The 13,541-nt window shown below is 40.4% G+C and carries 8 protein-coding genes; all 8 read left to right on the forward strand.

The features are described 5' to 3' along the window. Window positions 1-39 precede the first annotated feature (39 nt). The 8 genes from ACUNWD_RS10530 (at window position 40) to iolC (ending at window position 13,533) form a co-directional block, all read left to right on the forward strand. On the forward strand, window positions 40-2,322 hold the full coding sequence (locus ACUNWD_RS10530) for a GH92 family glycosyl hydrolase (protein ID WP_445587765.1): 2,283 nt from the start codon (window positions 40-42) through the stop codon (window positions 2,320-2,322). Window positions 2,323-2,349: 27 nt separating this feature from the next. Continuing rightward, on the forward strand, window positions 2,350-5,604 hold the full coding sequence (locus ACUNWD_RS10535; protein ID WP_445587766.1) for a glycoside hydrolase family 2 TIM barrel-domain containing protein: 3,255 nt from the start codon (window positions 2,350-2,352) through the stop codon (window positions 5,602-5,604). Window positions 5,605-6,422: 818 nt separating this feature from the next. Then, window positions 6,423-8,669, forward strand: coding sequence for a GH92 family glycosyl hydrolase (locus tag ACUNWD_RS10540; RefSeq protein ID WP_445587767.1), 2,247 nt, complete (start codon window positions 6,423-6,425; stop codon window positions 8,667-8,669). 86 nt (window positions 8,670-8,755) lie between these two features. Beyond that, window positions 8,756-9,391 carry an HAD family hydrolase gene (locus ACUNWD_RS10545; RefSeq protein ID WP_445587768.1) on the forward strand — a complete coding sequence of 212 codons (636 nt, stop codon included), beginning with the start codon at window positions 8,756-8,758 and terminating at the stop codon, window positions 9,389-9,391. A gap of 109 nt (window positions 9,392-9,500) precedes the next feature. Beyond that, the gene (locus ACUNWD_RS10550) at window positions 9,501-10,517 is read left to right on the forward strand and encodes a LacI family DNA-binding transcriptional regulator (protein ID WP_445587769.1); all 1,017 of its coding nucleotides are present in this window, start codon (window positions 9,501-9,503) and stop codon (window positions 10,515-10,517) included. Window positions 10,518-10,671: 154 nt separating this feature from the next. Continuing rightward, the gene (locus ACUNWD_RS10555) at window positions 10,672-11,610 is read left to right on the forward strand and encodes a class II fructose-bisphosphate aldolase (protein WP_445587770.1); all 939 of its coding nucleotides are present in this window, start codon (window positions 10,672-10,674) and stop codon (window positions 11,608-11,610) included. A gap of 7 nt (window positions 11,611-11,617) precedes the next feature. Then, entirely contained in the window at window positions 11,618-12,499 is an 882-nt protein-coding gene (gene iolB, locus ACUNWD_RS10560) for a 5-deoxy-glucuronate isomerase (RefSeq protein ID WP_445587771.1), read from the forward strand. A 14-nt stretch (window positions 12,500-12,513) separates the two neighbouring features. Continuing rightward, window positions 12,514-13,533 carry a 5-dehydro-2-deoxygluconokinase gene (gene iolC / locus ACUNWD_RS10565; protein ID WP_445587772.1) on the forward strand — a complete coding sequence of 340 codons (1,020 nt, stop codon included), beginning with the start codon at window positions 12,514-12,516 and terminating at the stop codon, window positions 13,531-13,533. Window positions 13,534-13,541 lie beyond the last annotated feature (8 nt).

Below are 13,541 nucleotides of genomic sequence, written 5' to 3' on the forward strand. Positions count from 1 at the left end.
CGGTCGCTTTATTTAAACCAACTTAATTTATAATTTACAATGAGCAGAAGAATGATCTTTGTGATTGCCGCTGTGATAATGGTTGTCGGATACCAAGCGCAAGCACAAAAAAATGAGCCTCTTAACTATGTAACCACAATCGTGGGAACGGATTCGGATTATTTATTATCCAATGGAAATACTTATCCCGCAATTGCCATGCCTTGGGGTATGAATTTCTGGATGCCTCAAACCGGAAAAATGGGAGAAGGCTGGGCTTACACTTATTCATCAGATCGTATTCGCGGATTTAAACAGACGCACCAGCCGAGTCCGTGGATCAACGATTATGGCCAGTTTTCAATATTGCCGGTTACCGGTAAATTAGAGTTCGATGAGGAAAAACGCGCCTGTTGGTTTACGCACAAAACAGAAGTTACCAAACCTCACTATTACAAGGTTTATCTTTCGGATTATGACGTTACAACCGAAATAACTCCTACAGAAAGGGCTGCTATGTTTCGTTTTACTTTTCCTGAAAGTGAAATGTCATACATCCTGGTTGATGCCTTTGACAGAGGTTCTTACGTGAAAATTATTCCCGAAGAACAAAAAATAATTGGTTATACCACCAAAAACAGTGGGGGAGTACCAGATAATTTTAAGAACTATTTTGTGATCGAATTTGATAAGGAATTTACTTACACCGCAGTTGTAAGCAACAACGAAATCAACACGAACGAGCTTGAAACAGAAGTTGAACATGCCGGTGGTGTTATCGGTTTTTCAACCAAACGAGACGAAGTTGTTCACGCCCGGGTTGCCTCTTCATTTATCAGTCTCGATCAGGCCTACCTGAATTTAAAAGAGTTGAAACCTAGTTTCGATGAAACAAAAGAAGCCGGTGCGAAAGTCTGGAATGACGTATTAAGCCGGGTGGAAGTCGATGGTGATAACATCGATCATTTAAGAACTTTTTATTCGTGTTTGTATCGCACATTACTGTTTCCCCGCAAGTTTTACGAAATCAATGAAAAAGGAGAAACGGTTCATTACAGTCCTTTTAACGGAGAGGTTTTGCCCGGTTATTTATTCACCGACATGGGATTCTGGGATACATACCGAAGTTTAATTCCTTTTGTAAACCTGGTTTATCCATCGATGGGTGAAAAAATTCAAGCCGGTCTGTACAATTCCTATCTCGAAAGTGGCTTTTATCCGGAGTGGGCAAGTCCGGGACATCGCGATTGTATGGTCGGAAACGGTTCTGCATCGGTTATCGCAGATGCTTTTATGAAAGGATTGATAAAAGAGGATGCTGAAAAAATGTATGAAGGAATGTTGTATGGAGCAAATCACGTTCACCCAACCGTTGGTTCGTCGGGTCGTCTGGGAGTTGAGTATTACAACACTTTGGGGTATGTTCCTTACGATGTAAATATTCGCGACAATGCCTCACGTACGCTGGAATATGCTTACGATGACTGGTGTATTTATCAGATGGGAAAAAAATTGAACCGTCCGCAGGAAGAACTTGATGTGTACCTGAAACGCTGTTACAACTATAAAAATCAGTTTAATAAGAAATTTAACCTGATGAGTGGGCGCAAAAAAGATGGCTCGTTTCCTGAAAACTTTAAGCCTGTAAGCTGGTGGGATGCCTTCACAGAAGGAAACAGCTGGCATTATTCGTGGTCGGTTTTTCATGATATCCAGGGATTGATCAACCTGATGGGTGATGAAGAGACCTTTGTTTCGATGCTGGATTCTGTGTTTGTTATGCCTCCAACTTTTGGTGGTGGCGATACAAAAGGAAACCTAGTACACGAAATGCGCGAGATGCAGGTGATTGATATGGGGCAATATGCGCATGGAAATCAACCTATCCAGCACATGATTTACCTGTATAATTACGCCGGAACTCCATGGAAAACACAATATTGGATTCGCGAAGCGATGGAACGTTTGTATCAGCCAACACCCGATGGTTATTGTGGTGATGAAGACAACGGACAAACATCTGCCTGGTATGTTCTGTCATCGTTAGGATTTTATAGTGTATGTCCGGGTGCAAATCAGTATGTTATTGGATCTCCATTGTTTAAGTCCGCTAAAATTAATCTGGAAAACGGTAAAGCAATTACCATTAATGCCGAAAACAACGGTGCAGATAACGTTTATATTGAAGCCTTGAAAGTAAACGGTAAAGATTATAGCAAAAACTATTTTACTCAGGAAGATTTGGTCAAAGGGGCAACAATTAATTTCGAAATGTCAAATAACCCAAACATGGAAAGAGGTACAGACAAATCTGATTACCCTTACTCATTAACAAATGAATAACAAGACTGATCTATAAAAATCATAGAAATGAAAAAAGTAAAATTATTATATCAAATTTTATTATGCTTAACGCTGTCGTTTAACGCAGTAATGGCACAAAGCAAAAATGATGAAAACAAAGCCAAAGATTTCGATACCAGTTGGATTTCGAACGAAAAAGTGTTTGCTGTTAACAAGGAGGAAGGACACACTACCTTTTTCCCTTATGCTACCGCAGCAGACATGAAGGCAGATGTTAACTACGATGTGCCGTGGCTAACACCCACTAAGGCAATGACTATCGACCTGAACGGTACCTGGAAATTTAAATGGGTAAAAGGTACCAAAGAAGGTCCCGGTGCTAGTGAATTTCAGGCGGCCGATTATAATGACAGTCAATGGAACGACATCAGGGTACCCATGAACTGGGAAATGGACAGCCGCTACAACAAACCTACCTACAACAACACCGGTTATCCGTTTATAAACGAGCCGCCTTATGCACGCGAAGGGCACGTTGAACACGGTATTGTCGATCACAATGCCACAGGTTTCTATCGCCGCTCTTTTGATCTGCCTGCCAATTGGAACGACAAGCGCGTATTCATCCATTTCGGTGGAGTGTATAGTGGTGCGGTAGTTTATGTAAACGGGAAATTTGTGGGTTACTCGCAAGGGGCAAATAACGATGCCGAGTTTGATATTACCGACTACGCAAAACAAGGCACAAACCAGCTATCGGTGCGTGTATTTCGCTGGACTGATGGTTCATACCTAGAGGGGCAGGATCAATGGCGTTTAAGTGGTATTCACCGCGATGTGTACCTGGTTGCTACTCCAAAAACTTTTGTTCGCGACCATTATATCACTGTTGAAAACCAAAGCGAAGACGGAACAAGCGGACTACTAAACGTAGCTCTGGATATTGATAATCGCGATAATGAAAAAACAAGCAAAACCTTTAAACTGGAATTATTGGACGCTAGAGGCAAACTTGTTGCTTCAAAAGAACAGACTGTTACGGTTTCTGAGGCCTCAGCAAAGGTGAATCTTACTACCGAAACATTGAGCGGGCTTAGTCCCTGGAATACCGAAAATCCTTACCTCTACACAATTGTTATTTGCCAAATGGCTAACGGCAAAGAAGAAATGGTATTCTCAACCAAATATGGGTTTCGTAATATTAAAATGGTTGATAATGGCGATAACCATTATTTCACCATCAACGGTAAACGCATTTTCTTTAAGGGAACAAACATACACGATTCTCATCCGCTTTACGGCCGTTATGTAGATGTTGAAACCATGTTGAAAGACATCACCCTGATGAAGCAGGCAAATATTAACACTGTCCGCACCAGTCACTATCCGCGTCAGGCAAAAATGTACGATATGTTTGATGCCTATGGCCTGTATGTTATGGATGAAGGAGATCTTGAATGTCACGGTAACAACAGTTTAACAAGAAATCCGGATTGGCGCGATGCTTTTGTTGACCGTGATGTAAGAATGGTACTTCGCGACCGCAATCACCCAAGTGTTATCTTCTGGTCGTTGGGTAACGAGAATGGACACGGGAATAACCTGGATGAGGCCTATAAAGTGCTTAAAACACTGGACGATCGATATATTCACTGTCATGGTAACGGAAGTAGTTCTGATATGCATTCCGAAATGTACACCAGCGTTGATGGCGCAAAGAGTTTAGCAAATGGAAGAGACGGGAAACCGTTTTTCATTTGCGAGTATGCACATGCCATGGGACAAGCTGTGGGTAACCTGGTTGATTATTGGCAGGTCATCGAAAGCAGTAACGGTATCGTTGGTGCTTGTGTTTGGGATTGGGTTGATCAATCGATATACGATCCTGCTAGAATTAAAGAAGGAAAGTTAGTTGACGAAAACGGTTTTCATGCATGGGGATCGGGTTATGACTACGATGATTTTGTAATCAATAATCCCGGCCGTTATAATGATCACGCTTTTCAGGGTAACTTCCTGAATAATGGTATTGTAACGCCTGATCGTGCCTGGACAGCCAAACTGACTGAAATAAAAAAGGTATATCAATACGTTGAGTTCTCTGGATTAACAGTAGACAATAAGCAGGTAACCATCAAAAACAAATATCCGTTCAACAACCTGGCGGATATGTTTTACCTGACGTACGAGGTACGTAAAGACGGTCGTTTAATTGAAGACGGTGAGGTGAAAAAAGTGGATATCCCATCGGGAGAATCGCGTATCATAAACCTGCCAATCAAAAAAATTGCTAACGGCGGTTCTGAATACACCGTAATTGTAGGACTTTGTTTAAAAGAAGCAACAGCGTGGGCAAAGGCCGGCTATCAACTGGCCGATGAGCAATTTGTTGTAACGAAACGTGGTGATCTGCCAGCCATCAGTGCCAAAGGAAACCTTAGCGTTACCGGCAATAAAGTTGCTGGAGATAATTTTGTTGTAGAGTTTGACGAGAATGGCGCATTGAAAAGTTACATTTTCAGCGGACAGGAGCTGATTGCCGGTGCACCCGAATACAACGACTTCCGTCGCATTGACAACGATACAGAAGGTAAACAATATGAGAAAAACAACGGAGACGGCGGCGACCATAAATATGATTATGGAGCTACGGGTATCACCGGTCATAACATCACAGCCAAACTCAGCAAACAGGGCAATAATGCCATTATTTCAATGGCAGCTACCGGTTGGAAAGCCAATTATACCGTTAATTACACTATCTATCCTAATGGTACAATCGATATGAAAGTAACGTTCGATCCTCAACGCAGAGGCCTTCGTCGCCTTGGTTTGGGAATGCAGTTTGCCGAAGGTTTTGAAGGCGTAGAATACTACGCAAAAGGTCCGTGGTCGAACTACAAAGACCGTCAGACAGGATCATACCTGGGACGCTATACCACTACCGTTGATGATATGGTTGAACAGTATGTTCATCCGCAATCGTATGGCGACCGCCAAGACTTACGCGAACTTATTCTTACCAATAAAGATGCTAAGGTAAACCTGCGTGTTCAGACTCAGGGAATGGTTTCCTTCTCACTTAGTCATTACGATGAATTGGAATGGAACCATCATGTTCAATACGAGCGTTTACATTGGGCCGACCTTACCCGCAATGGAAAAGTGTTTGCTCATTTCGACTATTGGCAACGTGGTATTGGTAACAACAGTTGTTTCTCCGACTCTTGTCTGCCACACTACGAAGTTCCTTATCCGGGCAATGATCAGGGAGGTGACTTCACCTACACCTTGCGTTTATCGCCAGAAAAGTTAAAGTAATTGAAAGAAGGAGGCTGTCATTACAACAGCCTCCTTCTTGTTGGTATTGGACTAATACTGAAAGAATGAGTCATTATTGAAATGGGGTAAAATGTACATCGTTCGGCATTCTTGTGGTTTGTATAATATTAGAGAAGGTGATGAACAATGATTAAGCGTGAATTTTTTTCATCCATAGGTTTCTACGATGAATACCTTGGAGCGAATTAGTAAGATATTGGTTCACCTTCGTTTAAATCAGCAAAAACTTTTTTACTAAAGTACGCTTCCTGAAATATGCCCATAACTTCCAATATCTCTTTCAAGTCTGACGTGATGGAATAGATCAAAATCAAAAATTCAGTGCTTAAAACCCCTGCAAAAAATGTCAGTGTATTTATAATATTGCGTTTTATTATGCAAATGTTTAGTTTTACAAATGCGAATGAAATCTAGTTGAAGAAAGTTATTCTGGTCAAATAATTGATGGCTATTATTGATTCGCAAGCATTTTTTGCACCAAGCACAAGAAACTTAATTAACACACACTTTAAACACTTTAACAATGCACATTAATATTCATTATTCTCGACAAACGTTTTCAACTCGCACATTTCTCTCTTTTTTCCATCAAAGGTTTGAGGGTATAAACTTCACAATTGTTAATATTTAACTCTGGTCGATTTATTTTTAGACTGATTCTATTCCAATAAAAATCCGTAGAGAGTAGTGACGCAATTTTGCGAATTTGGATATAAAATAGTCAAGTAATTCTTTAGAAACGAATAGCACTATACGAGTTATATATATAAATTACTAAACCTAAATTTAATAAACACATGAACAGATTTTGTAGATTTCTAATAGCAGGATTCATGTTGCTTGCTTTTGGCTGTGCTCAGCCAGAAATTCATCTTACGAGTTACGTAAACCCACTGATCGGAACGACTGTTCTGACTGACTCTGCTGACCTTGGTTATAATCCGCCTTGGCGAACCTGGAATGGCCTTTTAGGACCAGCGGCAACTGTACCATTTGGAATGGTGCAGGTAATTCCGGTTACAACTTACGGAAGTGGTAGCGGTTACGAATATGAAGTGAATACAATCAAAGCAATCGCACAAACAAGCGGAACGCAGTGGGGAAGACTTAATATCCCAATTATGCCACTTGAAGGTAATGATTTTACTGCTGATGATTTTGCTTCGAGCTTTAGCCATTCAAACGAAGAGGCGCATCCCGGATATTATCAGGTTCTGCTGGAGCGGTATAATATTAACGCCGAGCTTACAGCCACTCCTAGGTGTGCGTATCATAAATATACTTATCTCGGCGGGAAGGATAAAAAACTTGCTTTCGACCTTGTGCATGCAGGAGGTGGCAGCAGTAGTTGGGAAATCGACCAGGCTGGTGAGAACGTTGTTACCGGGAAACAGGGTGGACTCCATTTTTACGCCGTAGTAAGCGAAAAGATCAAAAGCATTGATATTTACGAACGTAATCCCAATCAGCCCGACATTCCGCCCAGTGGACAAGGCGCTGGTGGTCAGCGAAAGCTTACAGGTAATATTGATATCCCTATTTTAAGTTTCGAAAATTCAGACTCGCCGTTGGAGGTTAAAATAGGTATTTCGAGTGTAAGCGCTGAAAATGCAAAACTCAACTACGAAAAAGAAATAGCCGACAAAAATTTCGATGAAGTTTACAAAGCTGCCGATGAGAGTTGGGAAAAACTCCTGAATAAAATAAGGGTAACCGGTGGAACAGACAAGCAGAAAGAGATGTTCTATTCGTGCCTATACAGGCAGTTTTGGGAATCGAACGTCACCAGCGATGTTAATGGTGAACTAGCTGTTTGGGAAAGAAAAAGGAGAACTCCTGGCGGATCTCCGGCGTCAGCACGAAAGGTAATAAAACCGGGGTTCGAAACGTATACAAGCCCTAATTTCTGGGATACTTATCGTACTAAACTCGTCCTCCTCAACATGCTCTTGCCTGATGTAAGTAGTGATATTATTAAATCCATAATCCTCAGTGGCGAGAATTCAGGATTCCTGCCTACTTCGTTTCACGGCGATTTTGCTTCAACTTTTATCACCGGGTCTTATCTGCGTGGCGTAAGGGATTATGATGTGCAGAAAGCCTATCAGCTAATGCTTAACAACGCCAATACTCCAACCGGAGACGGTGTAAGGGGGGCGAGACCACACAATGCTAAGTATTTGGAACTTGGTTTCGTGCCGGAAGAAAATATTCAGAATCCTGTAACCGAAACTGTATCAACTGCAGGAACTACTAAAACACTCGAATCTGCGTATTCGGATTATTCAATTGCACTGTTGGCCAAAGAGCTTGGTGATACGGATACCTACAAAACGATGATGGGAAGAAGTAAGAACTACAAGAATGTGTTCGATGCCCAAACTGGATTTATGAGAGGCCGTCTTGCTGATGGTACATGGGTAACACCATTTGATCCACTTTATCCATATTATGAATTTATGTACCGCGAAGCAAATGCATGGCAGTCTACATTTTTTGTGCCGCATGATACCGAGGGACTTATCGGCTTGTTTAAGAGCCCTGAAGAATTTGAGTTGAAAGTGGATTCACTCTTCTCAATTCCTTGGGGAGGATATGCTATCGATAATGTTTCATGTTTCATCGGACAGTTTTGTATGGGTAATCAGCCCGACTTCAATTATCCATACCTTTATTACTTCTTAAATAAACCGGAAAAATCACAGGCTATTCTGGATAAACTCTTGGCAGATTACTTTGGAATGGGACCAGAAGGACTTGCATTGCCAGGAATGGATGATCAAGGATCTCTGACTGGATGGTATGTTTTTAACGCGTTGGGTATATTCCCATACTCACCTGCAGATCCTGAATACATTGTGTCTGTGCCAATTTTTGACAAAATTGAGATGGAGATTGGTGACGGCCAGATCTTCACAATCGTAAAACAAGGTAATGGTAAAAATATTGATAAAATTACCATTGGTGAAGAACCGCTCAAGGGATGGTTTGTAGATTATGACGACATGCTCAAGGGTAAAGAACTAAATATTTATACGAAATAGACTTAACATTTCAAGGTCTACGATTAATGAAAAGCACTTAATTTGAAAGTTAAGTGCTTTTTGCATTTTTAAGTAATTTTGTTTTTATGAAATACAAATGTGTAATTTTTGATTGTGATGGAGTATTAGTTGATAGTGAACGGATATCGGCCAAAGTTTTTCAAAAGATGATTTCAGAGCTGGGATGTAATCTAAGGTTTGAAACTATTTTGGACCAAATCACAGGTGCTTCGATGAAAGAGAATCTGAATTTTTTCACAGAAATCGTTGGAAAGAAATTACCTGACAATTTTGAATCAGAATTTAGGAGACGATCGTATGAGGCTTTTGGAACAGAATTGCAGGCTATTGAGGGTGTTCGTGAAATATTAAAAAATATAACAGTCCCAGTTGCTGTGGCTTCCAGTGGGCCGGCTGAAAAGATTAGAAGGAATCTTACGACCACAAATCTTATTCAATGGTTTGATGGTGCCATTTATAGCTGTTACGATATTGGAAGCTGGAAACCCGAGCCTGATATTTACTTATATGTGGCAGAACAAATGGGATTTAAACCAAACGATTGTGCCGTAATAGAAGATAGCATTACTGGAGTTAAAGCCGCTTTGAACGGAGGCTTTAAAGTCTACGCTTATGCAAATGATTCAAACAAAATGGAACTTCAAGAATTAGGGGCAACTGTATTTTTTAGAATGTCAGAACTTGATGATCTGTTGAAATAGAAAGTCGATTGGAGCAAGAAGCTGATTTTTTTTTCAATTTAAATGTTTGGGAGCATATAGTTTTAGTTAACAGTTTCATAGGTTTAGATTTTATTTTGACAAGTGTTAAATGAAATCACGAACAACCATAACTGAAATTGCCCGGGAGTTAAATGTTTCTCCATCTACAGTGTCCCGGGCATTAAATAATCATCCTGCAATTAGCGCAAAAACCCGTGATGCTGTTATTGAACTGGCCCGAAAGCTCAATTATCAGCCTAATTTATTGGCATTGAATCTGCTAAATAAGCGGACAAATACTATTGGCGTTATTGTTCCTGAAATTACCAGCCATTTCTTTTCTTCGATTATAAGTGGAATTCAGGATTTGCTAAATCCATTGGGAGTAAATATGATTATTGGACAATCCAATGAATCGTATGAAGAGGAAATGTCTATTGTTCGCACATTTACTTCTATTCAGGTGGATGGTTTTCTGATTTCACCTTCTTCTGAAACAAAAAACTTTGATCATCTTAAGATCCTGAAAGAAAGCAATATCCCATTGGTAATTTTTGATCGTGATTGTGAAGAAATTGAAGTGGATAAAGTTTTTGTTGATGAGTATCAGGGGGCATACCAAGCTGTTGAGTATTTAATTAATTCTGGATGTCGAAGAATTGCTCATATTGCCGGACCTTCGATCTTGTCAACTGCAAAGCACCGGCTTGAAGCGTATAAGAACGCATTGAAAACGTATGGAATTCCAGTTCGAGATGAATATATTGTGGAAACCAATGGATTTGCTCCCGAGCACGGAATTGATTTAACTAAAAAATTGCTTGCACTTCCAAAACGTCCTGATGCGATATTTGCAATTAACGATGGCGTTGCTATTGGTGCAATGTATGTAATAAAAGAAGCGGGCATTGTGATACCCGATGAAATTTCTGTTATCGGATTTGACGATGATCCCCATTCCTGCTATTTTAAACCTTCTTTATCCACCGTTTGGCAACCAACGTATGAATTAGGAATGTTGTCGGCAAGAATCCTAATGAAACGTATTCAGACGGATAATGATATTTCCAAAATTCGGGTGGAAAAACTCTTTCCCGAATTGATAATCAGAGGGTCGTCAAGGTAGAAAATGGTATTCATATATTTTCTGTTTTTTATATTTCTATAGCTGATTTATGCAAACCTTTGCATAAACATTTTTGGTGTTTTTCTTGGAATCAATCTAAATAAAGAACTAAATTTCATTCGGATTTCAGTTCTAACTTATTGTATATCATATAATGATTGTCTCTACCAAGGAAATATTCAAAAACAGTTATGGCAAATATGGAATTGCTGCAGTAAACGTTTGGTGCATGGAGCAAATCCATGCTTTATTTCGTGCAGCTCAGAAAGCAGATGCACCATTTATTGTTCAAACAACTCCTGTGGCAAGAAATTATGCGAGCTCTGAAATGTTGTTGTCGATGATCTCTGCAGCATCTAAAATTTATCCCAGTGCTGTTTTTGCAATTCACCTTGATCACGGAAATATGGAACATGCAGTGGCTTGTATTCATTCTGGTGGATATAATTCTGTTATGATTGATGCTTCGCATGAAACCTTTGCAGACAATGTTTCGCATACAAAAGAGATTGTGCGATTTGCTCATGACAAGAATATTACGGTTGAAGCAGAGCTAGGCGTACTTAGCGGTGTTGAAGATGATTTAACTGTTGATGAGAAGCACAAAAAATACACTCAACCCGAAGAAGTTGAAGATTTTGTGGCTCAAACAGGATGCGACAGTTTGGCAATTGCTATAGGGACCAGCCATGGAGCTTATAAATTTTCAGGAGGGCAGGGGCTTCAGTTTGATATTTTGGAGGAAATACAAAACCGGTTGCCCGGATTTCCATTGGTTTTACATGGAGGATCAGCTGTGAATCTCGATGAAATTCAACGAATCAATGCAGCTGGAGGACAACTTGGTGTGGATGCAAAAGGAGTTTCTACTGAAGAATTGCAAAAAGCGATAGAATATGGCGTTTGTAAAATAAATATCGCTACAGATGCTCGTTTAATTTGGGCTCGTGTGCATCGCGAATTTTTCAAGCATTCGCCAGCTCAGTTTGATCCGGTTGTTCCTGGACGAACATATATGAAGGAGCTGGAGGATTTTAATCTCGAAAAATTTGAACTACTAAAGGCAATAGGAAAAGCAAGTGAATTAAAATAATTTGATCATGATACGAGATAAGAAATATCCACTTTTAGCCAAACCCGTTTCTCAATCAGGAATATACCAGAGTGTCTTGAAAGAGGAAACGAACTGGCAGTATCTGAATTTTCAGGCCCGCTTAATGAAGAAGGGTGAGAAATGGATTGATAATACTGGTAAAAATGAATACGCGATCATCCTATTGGGTGGAAATTACTCAGTGAAAACTGAGAAAGGAAATTGGGAAACCGTCAATGGACGAAAAGATGTTTTTAGTGGGATCGCTCATTCATTGTATCTGCCACGCAACACTCAATTTGAATTGACAGCTGAAAGTGATATGCTGGATATCGCTTATGGATGGTGCGAAACTAATGAAGATCATCCGGCATATTTTAAGCGTCCGGAAGAAGCTGCCATCGAAATAAGGGGAGGAGATAATGCAACAAGGCAAATAAACAGCTTATTGCAACCTGGATTTGATTGTCATCGCCTGGTCTGTGTTGAAGTTTACACTCCTTCCGGAAACTGGAGCTCTTTTCCTGCACATAAGCATGACAATCGGAAAGTTGATGACAGCGGAAATGTGATTGAAGCATGCCTTGAAGAAACCTATTTCTACAAAATTGACAAGCCACAAGGTTATGCAATTCAGCAGATATACAATGATGACCGCAGTCTGGATGAAATTGCAGTAGCTCGAAATAACGATGTTGTCCTTGTTCCGGAAGGTTATCATCCGGTAGCTGCAGGACATGGTTACAATGTGTACTATTTAAACTTCCTGACAGGAAGTGACCAGTCGCTTGCCAATACGGATGATCCGGATCATAAATGGATTTATAATTCATGGAAAGGCTTAGATCCAAGAGTTCCACTTGTAACTGCCGAAATGAATAACAAATAAACGAAATAACTAAGATGACGAACCAGGAAAAAACATACGACGTAATTACTTATGGCCGATCTTCGATTGATTTGTATTCACAAAAAGTGGGAAGCAGATTTGAAGATATACCGGGATTTCATGCTTTTGTAGGAGGATCGCCTTTAAATATTGCCGTCGGCTGCAGTCGCCTTGGATTGAAAGCTTCGTTACTTTCGGGAGTCGGGCGTGATAAAGTGGGAGATTTCATCCTTAACTTTTTGGAAAATGAAAAAGTTGCTACCGAGAATGTCCGTGTCATTGAAGGGACCAGAAGTTCTGCTGTTATTTTGGGAATAGAACCGCCTGATCGGTTCCCGTTAGTTTATTATCGTGACAATTGCGCTGACTCTCAAATAAATATTGATCAGGTATTAAAAGCTGGCATTGAGCAATCCAGATTACTAGAGGTTTCCGGCACAGCTTTAAATATCGAACCAACCCGGAGTGCTGCTTTTTTGGCTGCAGAAATTGCACAAAAGAATGAAATTCCAGTGATGCTTGATCTCGATTTTAGAGCTGATCAGTGGCACGATATTCGTGCTTTTGGAGTTACTGTCAGAGCTTTTATGCGAAATGTAAACATTGTTTTAGGTACAGAGGAAGAAATTCTTGCCGCGTATCTTTCGGATGAATCGCAACTAAGCATCAGCCATCAACAGATCTCTGCACCAGAAATTAAAGGAGACCTAAATGAAGCGATAGCCGGGATCTTGAAGCTAGGTGTTGATGCATTGATTGTGAAAACCGGATCACGAGGAGCCATCATTTATCTTCCAGATGGTAAAGTTGAGCCCGTTCCTGGATTCCCTGTAGAAGTTGTTAATATTTTGGGGGCTGGCGATGCTTTTGCTGCCGGTTTCATTTATGGATTCCTGAAAGGTTGGGGTTTATATAAATGCTGTCGGATGGGAAATGCATGTGGAGCCCACGTTGTAACACAGTTGGGGTGCGCAAACTTTACTCCATTTGAAAAAGAGATTTTAGCATTCATAGAATCAAAAGGAGGCTTTTAATATTTCAA

The sequence above is a fragment of the Sunxiuqinia sp. A32 genome, from assembly GCF_052690465.1.